This is a genomic window from Stenotrophomonas chelatiphaga (genome assembly GCF_032054965.1).
Classification (GTDB): Bacteria; Pseudomonadota; Gammaproteobacteria; order Xanthomonadales; family Xanthomonadaceae; genus Stenotrophomonas; species Stenotrophomonas chelatiphaga.
Map to the genome: position 1 here is coordinate 1 of NZ_DAMBRS010000006.1, position 19705 is coordinate 19705.

The following is a 19705-nucleotide window of genomic DNA, read 5'->3' on the forward strand; positions in this document are numbered from 1 at the left end:
CTTTTTCAGTCCGTCAACACCTTCGTTCGAATAAATCGTTCGGCGGTGGTGGCGTGCTGTTTCCGCTGATTTCCGTAGAAATCGTTGCGTTGCAGCGAGGGAGCGAATTGTAGAGATCCTGCAGGATTCGTCAACACCTTTTTTCACTTTGATGACAGCGCGTGTGCTGCACATGCTTTTACCTGCATCGCGCATGCAGCGCTGCAAGGGGGTCGGCTTCGGCGCTGCGCTGCCGTGCGCGCGTTGCGCACACGGCAGCGCAGCAGGTATCAATGCACGGTACCCGTCCGGAGCAACACGACAATGGAAGTAGTCCCCGCACGCGCATGGTGGCGCGACCTCTCCCTGCCCGCCGTGGTCGCCGGCTTCATTACCGTGCTGGTGGGTTTCGCCAGTTCCGCCGTCATCGTGTTCCAGGCCGCGCAGGCCGTCGATGCGGACCAGCAGGAGATCGCCTCGTGGATGTGGGCATTGGGACTGGGCATGGGCGTGACCTGCATCGGTCTGTCGCTGCGTTACCGGATCCCGGTCGTGACCGCATGGTCGACCCCGGGTGCGGCGATGCTGGTGGTGGGTGCGGGCGGGGTCAGCCTGCCCGAGGCGATCGGTGCCTTCCTGCTGGCGGCCGTGCTGGGTGCGGTGCTCGGGTTCTCCGGGGTGTTCGCCAGGCTGATGCAGCGTGTCCCGATGGCATTGGCCGCCGGCATGCTGGCGGGCGTGCTGCTGCGCTTCGGCCTGGAGGTCTTCGTGTCCATGCAGACACAGCTGCTGATGGCACTGGCGATGTTCGGCAGCTGGTTGCTGGCACGGCGCCTGCTGCCGCGCTATGCGGTGATCGCCACCCTGTTGGTGGGCATCGCGGTGGCGCTTGGCAGCGGACAGCTGCACCTGCAGGGCATCGAGCTGCAGCTGGCCCTGCCCGTGTGGACCACGCCACGGCTGAGCTGGGCGGCGGTGGCCAGCGTTGCCCTGCCCTTGTTCGTAGTGACGATGGCCTCGCAGAACATTCCCGGGGTGGCGGTGATCCGCGCATCTGGTTACCAGGCACCGGTGTCGCCGTTGATCGGCTGGATCGGGGTGGTCAACACGGTACTGGCGCCGTTCGGTGCCTTCGCGCTGAACCTCGCGGCGATCACCGCCGCCATCTGCATGGGCCGCGAGGCACACGAGGATCCGGCCCGCCGCTACACCGCCGCCATGGCCGCGGGCGCGTTCTACATCGTGGTCGGGGTGTTCGGCGCCACGGTCGCGGCGCTGTTCGCTGCGTTCCCCAGGGAGCTGATCGCCTGCGTGGCCGGCATCGCGTTGTTCGGCACCATCGGCAACAGCCTGGCCACGGCGCTGGCGGTGGAGCGTGACCGCGAGGCCGCGCTGGTGACTTTCCTGGTTACGGCGTCCGGCATGTCGCTGTGGGGTATCGGTTCGGCGTTCTGGGGACTGGTGGCCGGCGGGGTGACCTTGCTGGTGCTGCGGCCGCGGGCAGTGGCATAGGCCGGGCTGCCAACCATGACGGCGGTAGCGGGACGGCGCTGCGCGGATGACCGCGCAGGCCTGTTACAGCGGCTGCACCGACAGGGTCTGCTGCAATACGTGGCGGCCGCCGGCCGGGATGGTCACCACGTCCGGCCCCGCGTTGGCCGCCTCCAGGCAGACGTAGTCGCGCCAGCCATCGCCGACGTCGGCCATTTTCGCTGCTGCCTCGGCGCCCGGGTTCCAGGCCACCAGTGAACGGCTGCCCTGGGTTTCCAGGGTGATGCGGCGCTTCAACACCGGGTCGTGCAGCACATAGCGGCCCCCGGCCTGCGTATAGATGCGGTCACTGCGGCCGGGATCGCGCGGATCGCGCAGGTTCCATGGCCCCTGCTGGCGGCGCGCCTGGGCGTAGTTCTCGTACTTGTCCAGGTAGTCCAGCCCATCCACCCCCTCCACGGCCACGCGGCCGGCATCACCGACGTGGAAATAGTTGTGCAGCGCCTGGCTGATCGTCGCCGGCGCGGTGCCGGCGTTGTCGGTGATGAGCCGCTGGGTCAGGGTCGCCCCGACCACCACCACCATCTGCAGCCGCAGCGACAGGTTGTCCAGCACCGGCGGCGCCAGGGTGAGCTCGATGCTGCCGTCGGCCAGCGCGCGCGCCTGCTTCAACTCCCACGGCAGGGTGCGAACGAAGCCGTGCGCGGGCACGTCATTGGACTGCCCTTGGCGGCCGAAGTACGGCCAGCACACCGGGCTGCCACCCCGGATCGGTGTCGGCAGCTCGGCGCGCCGGGGCGACAACCACATCACGTCCTTGCCGCCCTTGGGCACGAAGGACAGCAGCTGGCCGCCGAACACACTGATCGCAGCGCTGCCCTGCGGGGTCTGGATGAGCCACGCATCGAGCCCCTGGAACTGGCCACTGGTCACGCCCTGGATCTGTTGCACCTTGGAAGCACTCCGCACCGCTGGCGACTGCACCAGCGTGTTGTAGTTGTAAGGAAGGGTGAAGCGGCTGGCGGCCGGCGCTGCAGCCGTGGGGGGTTCGGCCTGCAGCGCCTGCAGGATGCGGCGACCGGCGCGCCCGTCCAGCGGCGTCCAGCCCAGCCGCTGCTGCTCGGCCTGGATGGCGCGGCGGCTGGCGGTGCCGATCATGCCGTCGACCTGGCCGATGTCATGCCCGCGCGCGGCCAGCAGCGCCTGCAGCTGGCGGCGCTCGCGGCGACCCAGGCCCGGATCATCGGTGGGCCATGCCATTGCCAGCCCGGCACCGCCGCGCAGCCGGTCGGCCAGCGTGGCGATGGCCAGCGCGTAGCTTTCTGCCGCGTTGTAGCTGTAGATCGCGTCGTAGTTGCGGAACACCAGCAACGCCGGCCCGGTGTTCCCGGCCGGCAGCAGCAGCGCCGCGCGCGCATCGGCAGGCAACCCGGGCACGGCGATCGCGTCGCCCTGCAGGGAGGTCACGCCCAGCGCTCTCCAGTCCGCCAGCGCGCGGCGCTGGGTGCGCCCGGCCTGTGCGGCGGCGAAGCCGGCGGGGACACGGACTTCCATGCCCCACGGCTCGCCGCTGCGCCAGCCGGCACGCTTGAGGTAGTTGGCGGTGGACGCCAGCGCGTCCGGGATGCTGCCCACCAGGTCGCGGCGGCCGTCGCCATCGCCATCCACGGCAATGCGTGCATAGGTGCTCGGCATGAACTGGGTATGCCCGAACGCACCGGCCCAGGACCCCACCAGCCCCTCGCCGCGCAGGTCGCCCTGGTCCACCAGCTTCAACAGGGACAGCAGTTCACCGCGGAAGAACGACTGCCGGCGGCCCGCGCAGGACAGCGTGGACAGCGACTGCAGCAGCGGGCGCTTGCCGAACACGCGCCCATAATCACTTTCAACGCCCCACACCGCCACGATGGTGGCCGGGTCCACGCCGTATTCGGCGGACACCTGCTGCAGCAGGGCGCGGTGCTGGGCCAGCATGGCGCGACCATCGTCCACGCGCTGTTCGTCGACCAGCGCGGCCAGGTAATCCCAGATCGGCGTGCTGAACTCCGGCTGGGCATCCAGCAGCTCCAGCACGGACGGGTCAGGCTGCGCGCCGGCCATCAGGGCGCTGAAGCGCTCGGCCGGGATTCCCTGCCTGGCCGCACTGGCCTGCAGCGTCGACAGGCAGGACGCGAAGGCCGGATCGACCTGCTGCGCGGACGCCAGCGGGCTGGCCATCAGGGTGGCCAGCAACATCAGGGAGCGCGTGGTCATGGTCATCCTCCGTGCCGCCATGGCCCCTGCATCATAGCGGCAGCGGGGCGATCAACGGCGGCGCAGCAGGCGCAGGCCGAAGCCGGGTTGCGGCGCGGCCGTGTCCCAGCGCCCGATGATCTGCAGCCCCGAGGCATCCAGCAGCTGCTGGAAGCTGGCTTCGGTGTACTTGTGGCTGTACTCCACCTGGATCGCATCGCCTGCGGCGAAGTGGAAGCGATGGCCGCCGACGGTGACGTCCTGGTCGCGGTCACTGACCAGCTGGGTTTCGATGCGCAGGCGCGGCACGCTGTAGCGCGCACGATGGTGGAAGGCCTGCAGGTCGAAATCGCTGCCGACCTGCTGGTTGAGGCGCTTGAGCAGGTTGAGGGTGAACGCGGCGGTGACTCCGGCGGCATCGTTGTAGGCCGCTTCCAGCGTCGCGGTGTCCTTGTGCAGGTCCACGCCGATCAGCGCCAGTCCGTCTTCGCCCATGGTCTGGCGCATCGCACGCAGCAGCGCTACCGCCTCGTCATGTTCGAAATTGCCCAAGGTGGAGCCGGGGAAGAACAGAAGACGACGTGCAGCCTGTTCCTCCGGCTCAGGCACCTGCACCGGCTGGGTGAAGTCGGCGCAGACCGGCAGCATTTCAATGTCCGGCTGGGCCGGCGCCAGATGGTCGATGCTCGACAGCAGGGCCGCGCGCGAGATCTCGATCGGGGTATAGGCCACCGGCGCATCGAGCGCCTCCAGCAGCAGCGCGGTCTTGCGCCCGCTGCCGCTACCCAGTTCGACCACGTGCACGCGCGGCCCGACGCGTTCGGCGATATCCGGCAGCGACTGTTCCAGCAGGGCCAGCTCGGTCCGGGTCGGGTAGTACTCGGGGGTGCGGGTGATCTGCTCGAACAGGGCCGACCCGGCGGCGTCGTAGAAATATTTGGAAGGCAGCCGCGGCGGCGTGGCGGACAAGCCGGCGATGGCGTCGGACAGCACCCGTTCGCGGCTGGGGGTCAGGTCGGTCAGCGCCTGCCGCGCCGCGTGTACGGTACTCATGGGACGATGCTCATCGGAACGCCTTTGCCAGGCGCACGCCGGAGAACTGCCAGCGTGCGGAGGGGTCGAAGAAATTGCGGTAGCTGGCACGCGCGTGGCCGCGCGGAGTGGCGCAGCTGCCGCCGCGCAGGATCCACTGGCCACACATGAACTTGCCGTTGTATTCGCCGAGACTGCCCGGGAAGGTGCTGAAGCCGGGATAGGGGCCGTAGGCGCTGCTGGTCCATTCCCAGACATCGCCGTGCAGCTGCTGCAGGCCATCCGCTGCGCGCGGCGCGGACGGGTGCAGGCGATCATCGTCGACGAAATGGCCGTCAGCGGCGTGCTGGCTGGCGGCCGCTTCCCACTCGAATTCGGTCGGCAGGCGTGCACCGGCCCAGCGGGCGTAGGCGTCGGCTTCGTAATAACTGATATGGCAGACCGGCGCGTGCGGATCCAGCGCACGCCAGCCGCCGAGGGTGTATTCGCGCTCCAGCGCGTCATCCCAGTACAACGGATGCCGCCACTGCTGGGCCTGGTTCAATGACCAGCCCTCGCTCATCCACAGCTGCACCTGCTGGTAGCCGCCATCGGCGATGAAGGCGGCGAACTCGGCATTGCTGGCCGGACGGCTGGCCAGTGCGTGGGCGGGCACCAGCACGCGATGGCGCGGGGATTCGTTGTCGTAGGCGAACTCGGCATCGGCAGGCCACGCCGGGGCACCGATCCACGCGATGCGCTCCGGGCTGTCGATCCACTGCAGCGGCGTGGCGGCGCCGGCCTGCGTGGCCAGGTCATCGCGGTAGGCTGGCTGCAGCGGGTTGCTCCACAGCGCATGCTTGATGTCGGTCAGCAGCAGTTCCTGGTGCTGTTGTTCGTGCTGCAGGCCGAGTTGCAGGTGGTCCAGCGTTTCATCGGTCAGCGCGCGGTCCTGCAACAGGCGCAGCACCTGCCCGTCGATACGTTCGCGGTAGTCGTACACCTGTTCCAGGCTGGGCCGGGACAGCAGGCCACGCTGCGGCCGCGCGTGCGCCGGGCCGATGGTTTCGTAGTAGCTGTTGAACAGGAAATTCCAGTCCGGCTGCAGTGGCTGGTGACCCGGCTGCGCGCCCAGCACGAAGCGTTCGAAGAACCACGTGGTGTGCGCCAGGTGCCACTTGGCGGGGCTGGCGTCGGCCATGCTCTGCACCATGGCGTCTTCGGCGCTGAGCGGGGCGGCAAGCGCCACGCTGCGTTGGCGCACGTGGACATAGAAGTCGGCCAGGGCAGCGTGGCGAGACGGGATCAGGGGAGCGGAGGCGAGCAGGCTGTTCACGACAGGAAGCTTGGGTCAGCTGCGGTGAGGACCACGTCATCGGCCCGCCATGGTGCCGTGTTCGCCGGCCCCCGCCCGGCTACAGCGCGTCGAGGTAGAACCAGTTCCCGCCGATGCGCTGGAAGCGGCTGTGCTCGGTCATCCTGACCGCACTGCCGCCGCCGATGCGATAACGCGCGGTGAAGCGCACCTGCGCGCGGTCGCCGTCCTGCTGGTGCTCCTGCACGGTCAGGCCCAGCCATTGGGTGCGCTGGCCGGGGGCATCGTCCAGGGACAGCTCCGCTGGGCGGGTATCGGGGTGCCAGCTGGACAGCAGGTAGTCGGCACGCTGCAGCACATAGGCGCTGTAGCGCGAGCGCATCAGCTGTGCGGCATCGGCCGCCGGTTCGCCGGCATGGCAGCGGCCGCAGCAATCGGCGTAGGGCTTGCCGAGGTCGCAGGGGCAGGTATCGGGGACGGTCTGGCTCATGCCCGCTATTTTTGCATGGCCGGCGCGCCGCGCAACGGCGGGTCGCGGCGGCGTGGGCGTATCCTGTCGGCCCCCCATTGCAGGCCTGATCCGTGCTGGACATGATCCCCCCCGAACTCTGGTGGCTGGTGGCCATCGCCTTCATTGCCGGCCTGGTCGATGCGGCGGTCGGCGGCGGCGGACTGGTACAGCTGCCGGGCCTGTTCACGGTGCTGCCGCAGCACTCCCCTGCCCTGCTGTTCGGCACCAACAAGTTCAGTTCGGCCTTCGGGACCGGGGCGGCGGCCTGGCGTTATGCGCGCAACGTGCGCTTCCCGTGGCGACCGGTGCTGTTCGCGGCCGCCACCGCGTTCGTGTTTTCATTCCTGGGCGCGACCGCGGTCAGCCTGCTGCCCAAGGATGCAGTGCGTCCGCTGGTGCTGGTGCTGCTGGTGGCGATGCTGGGCTACACGCTGTGGAAGAAGGACTTCGGCGCGCTGCACCGGCCGCGCGAGGTGGGCCGCCGCGAGCTGCTGATCGCGCTGGCGATCGGTGCGGCGATCGGCTTCTACGACGGCTTCTTCGGGCCGGGCACGGGCAGCTTCCTGATCTTCCTGTTCGTGCGCTTTTTCGGGCTGGATTTCCTGCGCGCCTCGGCGGCGTCGAAGGTGGTCAACCTGTCGACCAATTTCGCTGCGCTGTCGTTTTTCGTGCCGACCGGCAACGTGCTGCTGCTGTTCGCCGTGCCGATGGCGGTGGCCAACATCGTGGGCTCGGTGGTCGGCACGCGGCTGGCGTTGCGCGGCGGCACGCCGTTGATCCGCAAGCTGTTCGTGGGCCTGGTGGTGGTGCTGATCGCGCGGATGGGCTGGGATACCTTCGCCTGATGCTTCGCGCATGGCGCGATGTTGTCTGCTGTCATGCGGGGCGGGCGGTGCCCTGCACAGCGCCCCACCCGCCGCGCCCCCCGGTACCGCGCGCACGCATCCCGGGGAGAGCGGGGGCCGCCCCGGCCATCAGGCGTCCGCGGGCTCGGGTTCGTTGGCCTGCTGGCGGCTGCGTTCGGGCAGCTTGAGACGCTTGCCTTCCTCGTCGTATTCGATCAGCAGGACGCCGGAATCGTGGCGGCCGCTGATTTCCACGAAGCAGGCGCCGCCGATGAACGGCTCCAGCGTCATCACCGATTTCAACGGGGTGGCGACCACCATCTGGAAACCGAAGTTGTCGAAGATGTTCATCGCCAGCGCGGTGAACTCGTTGTCGGCCTTGTCGAAGGCTTCGTCGAGGACCACCGCGGCGTAGCTGGGCAGCTGGCCATCGGCGCCACCGAGCTGGTAACGCAGGGCGGCGGCCAGGCAGGTGGTGGCCAGCTTCTGCCGCTGGCCACCGGACTTGCCGGCACCGCTGCGGTAGATCTCCACCTGCTGGCGGGTGGCGGCATCCAGTTCCACGCCGATGAACTCCACGTGCATGCGCACGTCCAGCACCAGCTCACGCCAGCGCTTGTCCTCGCCTTCGGACGAGCCCAGCCGGGTGACCAGCTGGCGCAGCACGGCGAACTGCGCTTCGGCCAGTTCGCGCTGTTCGGTCTGCTGCTGGGACAGCACGTCGCGCAGGTGCTGGTGGAACTCCAGCACTTCCGGCAGGCGGCGGTCGCTGAGCTCGATGGTCAGCAGGGTGCCGCGGTTGAACGGCACCTGTTCCAGGCTGGCGTTGACTTCGTCCAGGCGCTGGCCGATCGACTTGCGCGCTTCGGCGCTGTGCCGCTGCAGGGCCAGCAGGTTGTTCTTGCTCTGGTTCTGCAGCAGGTCGAAGAAGCGCTCTTCATGCTGCGGCAGGCCGTCGCGTTCCAGGCGTTCCAGCCGGGCCAGGAAATCATCGGCCGAGGCCACCGATACGGTGAAGTCGCCGGACTCTTCCGGCCAGCCCTGCACGAAGCGGCGGAAGCAGCCCAGCAGCTGGTTCTCGACCCGGTTGACGTCCTGCTGCGAGGACGACAGGGATTCGTTCAGCGCGTTGCTGACCTGGCGCATGTGCGCTTCCAGGGTTTCCAGGCTGAGCGCGCCGAACGCTTCCAGGCGTTCCTGCAGGCCGGCCTCCTGGGTGCTGCCCAGGGTCGGCAGCACCAGCGCACGGCTCTGCTGGCGGGCACGGTCCAGGCGGTCACGTTCCTTGACCAGCTGGCCACGCTCCACGCGGGTGTCTTCGTAGGTGCGTCGTGCCTGCTCGATGTCCGAGCGCGCCGCGTCGATCTGGCGGGCCAGTTTTTCCAGGTCCGCATTGCCTTCGCGCAGGTCGAGCAGGGTCGCTTCGATGTCGGCCAGGCGCTGCTGCGGGGTGGCGATGTCGATCTCGTCCCAGCTGATGCCGGCCAACTGGTGGCACGCCAGCCGGCGCTCGTTGTCGAGGTCGCGCTGGGCACGCAGGCGCGCGACGTCTTCGTCGCAGCCGGCGATCCGCTTCGCCAGCTCCTGCGCTTCTTTCTCGTACACGGCCAGCTTGTCGCGGTTGTTGAAGCCCAGCAGCCAGCGGCGGCGGTCGGTCACCGCGCTGCGGTCATCCTTCTCGAAGCGGTCGCCGGGATGCTTGACCTGGCCTTCGCGGGTGATGCCACGGTCGACGTTGCGCAGCTGGCGCGCGTCCACGCACTCGTAGTCGAAGCGCTTGCCCAGCTCGCGCCGCAGCCAGCCTTCGAACACGTGGTCGCGCAGTTCCAGCTTGTGCAGCAGCGAACGCGGCGACGGGTCACGCGCGAACGCTTCGTCGTTGCGACGCACGCGATAGTAGGTGAAGCGCATGCCGAGGTGGGTGCGGTTCACCCAGTCAGCGACCTCGTTGTAGTGCTTGTCGTCGACCAGCAGCGATTGCGCGAAACCTAACAGCACGCGTTCGATCGCGCCCTGCCACGGCAGGTCATCCTCGCGTACCTGGATCAGCTCGCCGACGAACGGCAGCGCCGCTTCGGGCAGGCCGGTTTCTTCCACCAGCCGCGCGCGCAGCTTCTGCAACGGCGCGGGGATGCTGGAGGTGTTGCGCTGCATGGCGTCCAGCTCGGCACGCACGTCGCCGAAGCGGCGCTCGTCATCGCGCCGGCCACCCAGCCGCTCGCTGATCGCATCATCCAGCGCCGACGAAGCGCGCTTGCGGTCCAGCAGTTCAGTCGACGCCTGTTCCACCAGTGCGGCGAAGCCGTGTGCATCCTCGGGCAGCGCCAGCTGCAGCTGTGCGGCGGCATCGCGGGCCTGCGCCTGCTTGGCCTGGCGACGGTCGCGCTCGGCTTCGGCGCGGCCCTGTTCGCGTTCCAGTTCCTCGATCCGCTCACCGCCCTGCTGGCGCCGCTGCAGCTCCAGTTCGCCCAGCTTGGCGGTGTGGTTGTCGAGCGCGGCGCGGCGCTGGGATTCCTCGCCCAGCAGGCCACGGTCGCGGGTGTCGAGTTCGCGCAGGCGCGCATCGATCAACTGCTGGCGGCGCGACTCGCGGAAACTGTCGATGCCCAGTTTCAGCACTTCATCGTCGCTGCGACGGCGCTTGATCTGCTTCAGTTCGGTGTAGTGCTCGCGCGCCGGTAGCAGGGTTTCCACCTGGCGGCGTGCGGTGACCACCGCCTGGTGCGCACCATCCAGTTCGGCGAAGTCGTTGACCAGCCGCTCGGCGGCATCGAAGGTCTTCGGCGTATCCAGCATGAAGTCGCGCAGGAAGACATTCAGGTCGCCCAGGTTCTTGGCCGACTGGGTCTTGTGCAGCAGGCGCAGCGCCATCTCGTTGTCGATGCCGAGCAGGTGGCGGAAGCGCTCGGCGTAGCCGGCGAAGCTGTCGAAGTGGTGCACGTCGGCCAGCTTCTGCTTCAGCTTGCGCAGGTCCAGGTCGAAGCCGCCGAGGTCCCGGGCGATGTCGAACGGGCGTTCGGCCACCATGTAATGCTTGCGCACGTCACCGGCAGTGGCGCCGTTGCCGGCGATCCAGAACAGCCGCACCAGGCTGACCACGCGGCCATCGCCGGCGCGGTATTCCAGCACCAGCGCGGTCCAGGTGGCGCCCTTGCGCAGGTACTGGGTGGCGATCTCGCCGGTGCCGCGATCTTGCTGGTCGGCCCAGGCACCGCGCACGTAGGACACCAGGTTGCGGTCGCGGCCACTGCGCTCGGCTTCGCGCGCAGCGGCGTTGAAGTCGACGATGGCCGGCGGCACCAGCAGCGCGGACATCGCATCGAGCAGGGTCGACTTGCCCGAACCGGAGCGGCCCACGAACAGGAAGCCGCGCTCGGCGATCGGCACTTCGGTCAGGCCGTTGAAGGTGCCCCAGTTGTGTACCTGCAGGCGGCGCATGCGGAACTGCTGCGTGCGCGGGTCGGGCAGGCCTTCGGTGAACAGGGCGGGAGTGTGCTTGGAAATGGCCATGGCGTGCTCGCTGGGATCAGGCTTCGGCAGCCGGGGTTTCGCGCAGCTGGCGGTACACCGCCGACAGCGCGGAGACATCTTCGGCAGAGAACAGCAGCTTCAATGCGGGAGAGACTTCGTGGCGGTCTTCCTGGCCCGCCAGGCGGGTCAGGATGTGGTTGTCCTTCATCTTCTGCACGGCACTGGCCACGCGGCGGTTGAAGCCGGCACGGTCGGTGGACAGGTTCTTCTCGTACACCGCCAGCGCTTCGGCCATCTCGGCATCGGCGACCACCGCGCGGTTGCCGCGCGCATCGGCTTCGCCCAGCTGCTGGCGCAGGTACAGCAGCAGCACCGAGTCGATGAAGGTCAGCGGCGAGGTCCGCAGCAGCACCGGCGAATCCAGGTCTTCGGTATCGGCCTGGCGGGTGAAGGCCACGCCGCTCTCGCGGTCCAGCACCAGTTCCAGGAACAGGTCGGACAGGGAGGTGCGGATGGCGGCTTCGTTGCGCAGCAGCGCCGGCCACAGCTTGGCGTGGCGCTGCTGGTCGATGCTCGGCCCGATCAGCAGCTGGCACAGCGCGCGGCGCGCGTCCTGCGGCAGCCGGCCGGTATCGCCCAGGTACAGCACGTCGTTGTTGCGGCGGGGCAACGGGGTGACCACCACCGGCTCGGCGTCGAAGGCATCCTCGCCCTCGCCCAGGCGGGAGGATTCGATCGGATCTTCATTCCAGCTCATGGCGTTTCTCCTGGGTGAACCAAACCAGCGGGATGCGGGCGCGCCGCCATTGGCCATCGCCACCGCGCCAGTGGGCCAGCTCCTGCTCGCCCTCCACCACGGTGCCGAAGCGCGTGCCCAGCGACAGGTAGCCGATCACGCTGCCCAGGCCCTGCGGCGCTTCGCGCTGCGACAAGGCCTGGGAAATGCTCAGCTTCGGCTGCATGCCGAGCAGGTCATGCAGATCGCGGCGCAGGGTACGGAAATCGATTTCGGACGATGCCACCAGGTCGCCGACGCTTTCCAGGCTGATCGCGGCGGCATCGTTGCGCTGCACGCTGCCATCGACCTGCGCGCTGCGCGGATCGTGCAGCTTCCACTGCGACCACGAGCGCAGCCGGCTGGTGGTCAGCTGCAGGTCGCGTCCGATCGAACGCTGGGCCGGGAAGTCGTCGCGCAGGGCCAGTGCCTCGCCCTGCGCCTGCTTCAGCAGCTGGTTGAGGCGGCGTTGTTCCAGGTAGCCGCGGCTCTGCACGAAACCGCGCAGGCTGCGGGCGAAGTGCTGCAGCACATCGTGGACCTGGCCGCCGCGTTCCAGCATGGTGCCGGTGAAGCCGCGCAGGAATGCCCGTTCGTTGCGGTCCAGGCGCCGCGCGAAGCCACGCGCCAGCACCGATTCCAGCGCGGCGTCCAGCTGCGCACTCTGTTCGGCGTCGTTGAGCAGCCGCCAGAACGCCTGGAAGCTGCGGCCGGCGTCGCTCTCGCCGATCACGTCCACGCCTTCGAACAACTTGGACAGCACGTCGCCGCGCTCACCTTCATCGTCGATGATGCGTTCGCGGAATTCGCGGTTCAGGCGTTCGAAGTCGTCGCGCACGCGGCGGAAATCTTCGGTCAGTTCGTCGGCCAGGCCGATGATCTGGCGGGCGCGTTCCAGCGCGCGCTTGCCATCCAGCGCGGCCACGCGGCCTTCGCCGACGCGGGCGATTTCCGCATCGATGCGGTCACGCTCGTCGCGCAGCGCGGACAGCCGCGCATCCGGGTCCGCTTCGGTCTGCGCCGCCAGCTGGGACAGCTGGTTGATGACCAGCGCCAGGCGGCTTTCGGTGGCGGCGACGCGGCTCTGTTCCAGGCTGTCGGCAAAGCGGATCGCCTGCAATGCCTGGGTGGACAGTTCGTATTGTTCCTGGTCGGCGCCTTCGGGCAGGCGTCGTTCCAGCCAGCCCTGGGCCAGCCAATGCGCCACGTAGGCCTGCGCGGTGCGCGGCAGCTCACGCGACAGCTCTTCGCCGTTGAGCTGGTCCAGCGCGCGCTGCAGGCGCTCGTGCAGCACCGGCGCGGCCAGCGTGCGTTCGCCGTCCATCAGCAGGCCCTGCAGCAGGCCGATGATCTCCGGCGCATGGTCGGCGGCGAGCAGCTTCCATTGCGGTTGTTCCCGCAGATGGCGGTAACGGATGATGCGTTCGCGATGCTTCATGCAGCGAGGGAATCCGGATAGGCGGGCAGCGGCGGACGGGCGCGCAGCGGGAACGGCACCGGCCACGCAGGCCGGCGCCGCACAGGCAACGCGATCAGCGCTTGCCGCCGACTTCGATGAAACGCAGGAATTCGGCGCGGGTGCGGGCATCTTCGCGGAAGCTGCCCAGCATCTTCGAGGTGACCATGCTGACGCCGCGCTTGTGGATGCCGCGGGTGGTCATGCATTCGTGGGCACCTTCGACCACCACGCCCACGCCGATCGGCTGCAGCACGTCCTGGATGCACTGGGCGATCTGCGCGGTCATCTTTTCCTGCACCTGGAAGCGGCGCGCATAGGCTTCCACCACGCGGGCCAGCTTGCTGATGCCCACCACCTTGCCAGCCGGCAGGTAGCCGACGTGCACGCGGCCGATGATCGGCGCCATGTGGTGTTCGCAGTGGCTTTCGTATTCGATGTCGCGCAGCACGATCAGCTCGTCATAGCCGGCGACCTCTTCGAAGGTGCGCTCCATGTAGGCGCGCGGGTCATCGCGGTAGCCGCTGAACCAGTCGCCATAGGCCTCGGCGACCCGGCGCGGGGTATCCAGCAGGCCTTCGCGGGTCGGGTCTTCACCGGCCCAGCGCAGCAGGGTGCGCACGGCCTCTTCGGCCTGCGTCTGGGAAACATCGCCCTGCGGCGCCTTGGAATTGTTGTCGTTGCTCATTGCGAACTGCATCCCGGAGGGGTCGAGCATGGTAGCCGACCAAGGGGGGAGTCGTCCCCTGCCCGTGCCCGGGTTCGCCGGCCGCCTGCTGGCGCCGGATGAGACGGGTTCCTGGGTTGGCGTCGCCCCTGACAGCTCCTGGTGGCCGCCCGTCCGGCAGGAAACTCACCAGGGTCGGACGCTGAACCATGCGGCGCGAGGGGTATTGATAGGAATGAAATTAGTAGTATCCTATCTATCTGCCATGAACACTTCCCTAGACGAACGTACCCGGCTGCAGATGCAGCTCAGCTCCGGCCTGCTCCATTCAGGGCGGCAGTGGCAGCGCCTGGCCGATAGCGCGCTGGGCAGCTATGGCATTTCCACTGCCTGCACCATGCCGCTGCTGATGATCGGCCGCTCCGGCGGGGGCATCCGCCAGGTCACCCTGGCCCAGCAGCTGGGGCTGGAAGGCCCTTCGCTGGTGCGCCTGCTGGACAAGCTGTCAGCCAGCGGGCTGGTGCGCCGCGAATGCGATGCCAGCGACCGCCGCGCCAACCTGTTGTGGCTGACCGATGAAGGCCAGGCACTGGTCAGCGAGCTGGAACAGCAGCTGATCGGCCTGCGCGAAGAAGTCTTCGGCGAGCTGTCCATGGACGAGCTGCGCGCGGTGCTGAAGGTGTGGCAGCTGCTGTCCGCCGCGGTCGATCGCATTACCTGAGCGTTGTTGTCCCGGGGGATACCGCTGCCGTGCAGACGCCAGCGGCGTTCGCCCGTTGCTGTTGCTGTTGCGGTTCCCTCCCCCGTTCCGAAGCCAGATCCCTGCCGATGCCCGGTGAATTCAGTCTCCATGGTGTGTTCGTCCCGACCCTGCTCGGGCTGATGCTGCTCGCCTATGTGCTCAACAGCGGCCTGCGCGTGCTGCTGCAGCGCAGTGGCGCCTATCGGCTGGTCTGGCACCCCGCCCTCTTCAACCTGGCCCTGTACGGCATCGTGCTCGGTGGGTTGTTCCACCTCCTGCGTTGGATGCAATCGTGAAAAAGATCGTCAACAAAGCCCTTCCGCCGGTGCTGACCGTGCTGGCGGTGATCGTCGCCCTGCTGGTGCTGCGCCAGCTGTGGGTCTATTACATGGACGAGCCCTGGACCCGCGATGCGCACATCGGCGCCGACGTGGTGCAGGTCGCGCCCGATGTTTCCGGACTGGTCGAGGCGGTGGACGTGGGCGACAACCAGGCGGTGAAGAAGGGCGCGCTGCTGTTCGTGGTCGACCGCGCGCGCTACCGGATCGCGCTGGAGCTGGCACGCGCGTCGTTGGCCGAACGGCAGGCGACGGTGGCCCAGCTGCGCCGTGAGATCGCCCGCGATCGCAGCCTGCAGGACCTGGTGGCCGGCGAGGATGCGGAAGTGCGGCGGGCCAAGCTGCAGGCCGCGCAGGCAGCCCAGGCCACCGCGCAGGCGGCGGTCGACCTGGCGGTACTGAACCTGGCACGGACCGAGGTGCGCGCCCCGGCCGATGGGCAGATCAACGACCGCACCGTCCGCGTGGGTGACTACGTGACCGCCGGCAAGCCGGTGCTGGCCCTGCTGGATACCACCTCGTTCCGCGTGGACGGCTACTTCGAGGAAACCCGCCTGCGCGGCGTGGCTCCCGGGCAGCCGGTGGACATCCGCCTGATGGGCGAGGACGTGGCGCTGCAGGGCCACGTGGAAAGCATCGCCGCCGGCATCGAAGACCGTTACCGCACCGATGGCAGCAGCCTGCTGCCCAACGTCACCCCGGCCTTCGACTGGGTGCGGCTGGCGCAGCGGATCCCGGTGCGCATCCGCATCGACCAGGTACCCGCTGGCGTGCAGCTGATCTCCGGCCGTACCGCCACGGTGACCGTGGACATCCACGGCACCGCCGCGCACAAGGCCGGTGTCACGCCGGCACGGGCGGGCCTGTGAACCTGCGCACGCCCCTGCACGGCCTGCCCAGGCTGGCGCTGGTGGTCACCCTGGCCGGGCTGGCCGCCTGCCGCACCGTCGGCCCGGACTACGCCGTGCCGGAAGGGTCCGCGTTCAATCGCCCTGCGGCGAACAGTGCCTTCATCGACACCGGCAACGCGCAGGTCGCGGCCAGTGCCGAACTGCCCGCCCGCTGGTGGTCGCTGTACCAGGATCCGGTGCTGGATGGCCTGGTTGAACACGCGCTGCGCGACAACCTGGAATTGAAGGCAGCCGATGCCCACCTGCGCCGCGCCGCGGCCATGTACGAACAGGCGCTGGACGCCGGTGGCTTCGACTACGAGGCCGAGGCCGGGGTCAGCCGGGCGCAGCTTTCGGCCGAATCGTTCCTGCTGGAGCACGAACTGCCGCCGATCAACTTGGCCGACGGCAAGTTCGCGGTGAGTTATCAGTTCGACCTGTTCGGCAAGCTCAAGCGGGGCGCCGAAGCGGCGCATGCCGATGAGCAGTCGGTGGCCGCAGCGCGCGATATCGCGCGCATCAGCGTCGTTGCCGAGGTGGCCGACAACTATCTGGAAATCTGCCACGCCAACCACGAGCTGCACGTCGCCAGCCATTCGCTGCAGCTGCAGCAGCGTGGCCGCGAGGTGACCCAGCGGTTGATCGCCGCCGGTCGCGGCACCGCGCCGGAACTGGCGCGCGCCAACGCCCAGGTGGCGATGCTGGAAGCCGCGCTGCCGCCGCTGCAGGCCAAGCGCCAGGCCGCTGCCTATTCGCTCGCCGCGCTGCTCGGGCAGACCCCCGGCCAGCTGCCGATCGGCGATGGCCGCGCGCTGCTGGCGCGTAGACCGGACGTGCGCCAGGCCGAACGCAGGCTGGCTGCGGCCACCGCACGCATCGGCGTGGCCACCGCGGAACTGTATCCGGACATCCGGCTGGGGGCCTCGGTCGGGGCGGCCGGCCTGCTGGCCGACTTCGGTGAGCCGTTGACCCAGCAGTGGTCGTTCGGCCCGCTGATCTCCTGGACGCTGCCCTCGTCGGGCACCCGTTCGCGCATCCGCGCCACCGAAGCCGGTGCCGATGCAGCACTGGCCGAATTCGACCAGACCGTGCTGCAGGCGCTGCGCGAGACCCAGACCGCGCTGGACCGGTATGCGCAGGACCTGCGCCGCCTGCAGTCGCTGCAGGTGTCCCAGCAGCAGGCCACGCTGGCGGCCGAACAGAACCGCCGCCTGTACCAGGGCGGCCGCACGCCGTACCTGTCCAGCCTGGATGCCGACCGCAGCCTGGCCACCGCCGACGCCACCCTGGCCGATGCGCAGGCGCAGGTGTCGCGTGACCAGATCCATCTGTTCCTGGCGCTGGGGGGTGGCTGGGATGCTCCGGCCGCTGCCGCTGCCGTTCCCGCGGCGGCGAGGTAAGCGCGATGCACGTGCTGCTGGACCGGCAAGGCTGGATGTTCTCGATCAAGACCTATCTGGCCTCGATCACCGCGCTGTACATCGGCCTGGCCGGGAATCTGTCGCGGCCGTACTGGGCGATGGCCACGGTCTACATCGTCAGCCAGCCACTGCTCGGCCCGACCCGGGCCAAGGGCGTGTACCGCATCCTCGGCACGTTGCTGGCCGGTGCGGCTACCCTGCTGATGCTGCCGCACCTGGTGGAAACGCCGCTGCTGCTCAGCGCGGCGATGTCGCTGTGGCTGGCCGGCTGCCTGTTCATGGCCCTGCTCAACCGCGGCCCGCGGGGCTATGCGTTCCTGCTGGCCGGCTACACCACCGCCTTCATCGGCTTCCCGGCGGTGACCTCGCCGGAGCTGATCTTCGATACTGTGGTGGCCCGCAGCGAGGAGATCATCCTCGGCACGGTGGTGGCGGTGCTGTTCGCCGCGCTGGTGTTCCCGGCATCGGTGCGGCCGATGCTGACCGGCCGCATCGGCAACTGGATGGATGATGCGGCGCACTGGTGCCGGCAGATCCTGGAAGGCGGCCGCGCGCATGCACCGCGCAACCGGCTGGCCGCCGACCTGGTGCAGTTCGAGGCGCTGATCGAGTTCCTGCGTCGCGACGATCCGCGCCATGCCGGCGCGGCGGTGTCGATGCAGCAGCTGCGCGAACGCATGCTGTTGCTGCTGCCGGTACTGTCCTCCATCGCCGACCGCCTGGGCGCGCTGCGCCGCCACGGCGACGGCCTGCCCGACGGCCTGGAATCCCTGGTGGAGGACATCCGCCACTGGCTGGAAGCCCCCACCGAAAGCCCCTCGCATGACCGGCTGCGCGCCCGCATCAGCGCGTTGAAGCCGCAGGTGGACGGTGACCTGCAGCACCTGCAGCTGGCCTCGCTGCTGCTGCGGCTGGAAGAACTGGTGGACCTGTGGGCGGACTGCCGCGCGCTGCACCAGGCCATCGAGCAGGGCAGCGCACCGCAGGACGCCAGCCACTACCGCATCAGCACCGGCAGCGTTGCCGAAAGCCGCCACGTGGATTACGGCATGGCGCTGTTCTCCGCGCTCAGCGCAGGCATCGCCCTGATGAGCTACTGCGTGCTGTGGATCGGGCTGGGCTGGGAAGGCGGCGGCAACGGCGCGATGATGGCCGCGGTCGCAGCGGCGTTCTTCGCCGCGCAGGACGATCCGGCCCCGAGCATGATGTCGTTCCTGGTGTGGGCGGTGGTGGCCAGCGTGGTCGCCGGCATCTACCTGTTCGGCATTTTCCCGGCCGTGCATGACTTCGGCCTGCTGGTGCTGCTGCTGGCAGTGGTGTTCCTGCCGCTGGGCGTGCTGCTGCACCACCCGAAGACGATGCTGTTCGCGCTGCCGTTGACGGTGAACCTGGTGGCGCTGCTGAGCGTGCAGAACACCTACAGCGCCAACATCCAGAGCTTCGTCAATTCAGCGGTGGCGATGTTCATCGGCATTGGTTTTGCCGTGGTGATGACCCGCCTGTTCCGTTCGGTGGGGGCCGAATGGACCGCGCGGCGACTGGTGCGGCAGGGCTGGACCACGCTGGCCGAAGCGGCCGAAGGGCGTGGCCAGCAGGATCGCGAGCGCTTCGCCGCGCGCATGCTGGACCTGCTGGGACTGCTGGCGCCGCGCCTGGCGGCGACCCCGGAGGGCAGCGACATCGCGTCGGTGGACATGCTGACCGAAGCCCGCGTGGGACTGAACATCCTGCAGCTGCGGCGCGCCCGGCTGGAACTGCCCGAACGCAGCCGCGAAGCGGTGGAACGGATCCTGGCCGAGATCGCCGCGCATTACCGCCGCCAGGTGGCCGCGCGACGCCCCCTGCCCGGTGACGGGGCGCTGCGCGGGCGTCTGGATGCCTCGCTGTCGCGGGTGGGGGGCGTTGCCGCCTGCAAGGCGCGCGACGAGGCGCTGATGGGCCTGGTGGGCCTGCGCTTCGCGCTGTTCCCGGACGCGGAAGGCTGACATTCGCTGCTGTTGGCCGTTTCCGCGTCCAATGACCGGCCGTTTCCCCACCCGATGTCCGCCCGCCGCCCGGCCAGTCATCCCGCCGCAAGCGGCGGCGCGCTACCCTGCGCGTCCGCGCTTGCTGCGCACCTTCAACAGGAACATCCCGATGAGCTACGACATGATGGTCTTCGATGCCAGCGTGGCGCCGCGCGAAGCGACCGCCTTCATTGCCTGGTACGAGAAGCAGACCGACTGGAACGAGGATCATGACCATGATGATCCGAAGGTCGCCGCGCCGGCCCTGCAGGCCTGGTTCGCCGAGATCGCCGAACACTTCCCGCCGATGAACGGCCCGCTGTCCGACGATGAAGACGACCGCGACGAAGTGACCGACTACAGCATCGCCGCCCATGTCATCTACGGTTCGTTCGCCGATGACGTGGCCGAGCGTGCGCATGAGATGGTGCAGGTGCTGGCCTTCCAGCATGGCCTGGGCTTCTTCGATGCCAGCAGCGATGAAGCCGCCATCGTGTACCCGGACGGCACCGTGCTGGTGCTGGAATAAGCGATGCCTGATGTAGCGCCGGGCCA

At 68.8% G+C, this 19705-nt stretch carries 16 protein-coding genes; 8 read left to right on the forward strand and 8 right to left on the reverse strand.

Annotated features, from left to right (window positions below; translation table 11 throughout):
• The first annotated feature begins 303 nt into the window (after positions 1-303).
• Positions 304-1491 (forward strand): benzoate/H(+) symporter BenE family transporter, encoded by a 1188-nt coding sequence (locus RTX79_RS09610; RefSeq protein WP_312683428.1) that lies wholly within the window; start codon positions 304-306, stop codon positions 1489-1491.
• A 63-nt stretch (positions 1492-1554) separates the two neighbouring features.
• On the opposite strand, the gene RTX79_RS09615 is transcribed toward RTX79_RS09610, so the two are convergent.
• From RTX79_RS09615 to RTX79_RS09630, 4 genes are all read right to left on the reverse strand, one after another.
• Complete coding sequence (locus RTX79_RS09615; RefSeq protein WP_312683429.1) at positions 1555-3729, reverse strand: lytic murein transglycosylase; 2175 nt, start codon at positions 3727-3729, stop codon at positions 1555-1557.
• A 45-nt stretch (positions 3730-3774) separates the two neighbouring features.
• Positions 3775-4755, reverse strand: coding sequence for an L-histidine N(alpha)-methyltransferase (egtD, locus tag RTX79_RS09620; protein WP_057508358.1), 981 nt, complete (start codon positions 4753-4755; stop codon positions 3775-3777).
• Positions 4756-4765: 10 nt separating this feature from the next.
• Complete coding sequence (egtB, locus tag RTX79_RS09625; protein WP_428695985.1) at positions 4766-6049, reverse strand: ergothioneine biosynthesis protein EgtB; 1284 nt, start codon at positions 6047-6049, stop codon at positions 4766-4768.
• Between the two features lie 79 nt (positions 6050-6128).
• Positions 6129-6518: a YchJ family metal-binding protein gene (locus RTX79_RS09630; RefSeq protein WP_123700009.1), complete on the reverse strand. Its 390-nt coding sequence runs from the start codon at positions 6516-6518 to the stop codon at positions 6129-6131.
• 92 nt (positions 6519-6610) lie between these two features.
• Here RTX79_RS09630 and RTX79_RS09635 point away from each other — a divergent pair, with 92 nt between their 5' ends.
• Positions 6611-7384, forward strand: coding sequence for a sulfite exporter TauE/SafE family protein (locus tag RTX79_RS09635; RefSeq protein ID WP_309682103.1), 774 nt, complete (start codon positions 6611-6613; stop codon positions 7382-7384).
• 129 nt (positions 7385-7513) lie between these two features.
• On the opposite strand, the gene RTX79_RS09640 is transcribed toward RTX79_RS09635, so the two are convergent.
• The 4 genes from RTX79_RS09640 to folE form a co-directional block, all read right to left on the reverse strand.
• Positions 7514-10894 (reverse strand): ATP-binding protein, encoded by a 3381-nt coding sequence (locus RTX79_RS09640; protein ID WP_312683431.1) that lies wholly within the window; start codon positions 10892-10894, stop codon positions 7514-7516.
• Between the two features lie 16 nt (positions 10895-10910).
• Complete coding sequence (locus RTX79_RS09645; protein ID WP_042612174.1) at positions 10911-11612, reverse strand: DUF4194 domain-containing protein; 702 nt, start codon at positions 11610-11612, stop codon at positions 10911-10913.
• Positions 11599-13068 (reverse strand): DUF3375 domain-containing protein, encoded by a 1470-nt coding sequence (locus RTX79_RS09650; protein ID WP_309682097.1) that lies wholly within the window; start codon positions 13066-13068, stop codon positions 11599-11601. The genes RTX79_RS09645 and RTX79_RS09650 overlap by 14 nt, the downstream gene beginning before the upstream one ends.
• A 94-nt stretch (positions 13069-13162) precedes the next feature.
• Positions 13163-13774 carry a GTP cyclohydrolase I FolE gene (gene folE, locus RTX79_RS09655; protein WP_057508377.1) on the reverse strand — a complete coding sequence of 204 codons (612 nt, stop codon included), beginning with the start codon at positions 13772-13774 and terminating at the stop codon, positions 13163-13165.
• A gap of 244 nt (positions 13775-14018) precedes the next feature.
• On the opposite strand from folE, the gene RTX79_RS09660 reads away from it, so the two are divergent.
• The 6 genes from RTX79_RS09660 (at position 14019) to RTX79_RS09685 (ending at position 19679) form a co-directional block, all read left to right on the forward strand.
• The gene (locus RTX79_RS09660; protein ID WP_123700007.1) at positions 14019-14474 is read left to right on the forward strand and encodes a MarR family winged helix-turn-helix transcriptional regulator; all 456 of its coding nucleotides are present in this window, start codon (positions 14019-14021) and stop codon (positions 14472-14474) included.
• A gap of 107 nt (positions 14475-14581) precedes the next feature.
• Positions 14582-14791: a DUF1656 domain-containing protein gene (locus tag RTX79_RS09665; protein ID WP_042612171.1), complete on the forward strand. Its 210-nt coding sequence runs from the start codon at positions 14582-14584 to the stop codon at positions 14789-14791.
• Positions 14788-15702: an efflux RND transporter periplasmic adaptor subunit gene (locus RTX79_RS09670; protein ID WP_312683433.1), complete on the forward strand. Its 915-nt coding sequence runs from the start codon at positions 14788-14790 to the stop codon at positions 15700-15702. Before RTX79_RS09665 ends, RTX79_RS09670 begins: the two co-directional genes overlap by 4 nt.
• Positions 15703-15716: 14 nt before the next feature.
• Positions 15717-17123 (forward strand): efflux transporter outer membrane subunit, encoded by a 1407-nt coding sequence (locus RTX79_RS09675; protein WP_312683590.1) that lies wholly within the window; start codon positions 15717-15719, stop codon positions 17121-17123.
• 5 nt (positions 17124-17128) lie between these two features.
• On the forward strand, positions 17129-19129 hold the full coding sequence (locus RTX79_RS09680; RefSeq protein ID WP_312683434.1) for an FUSC family protein: 2001 nt from the start codon (positions 17129-17131) through the stop codon (positions 19127-19129).
• A 151-nt stretch (positions 19130-19280) separates the two neighbouring features.
• Positions 19281-19679: a hypothetical protein gene (locus tag RTX79_RS09685; protein ID WP_057508368.1), complete on the forward strand. Its 399-nt coding sequence runs from the start codon at positions 19281-19283 to the stop codon at positions 19677-19679.
• Positions 19680-19705 lie beyond the last annotated feature (26 nt).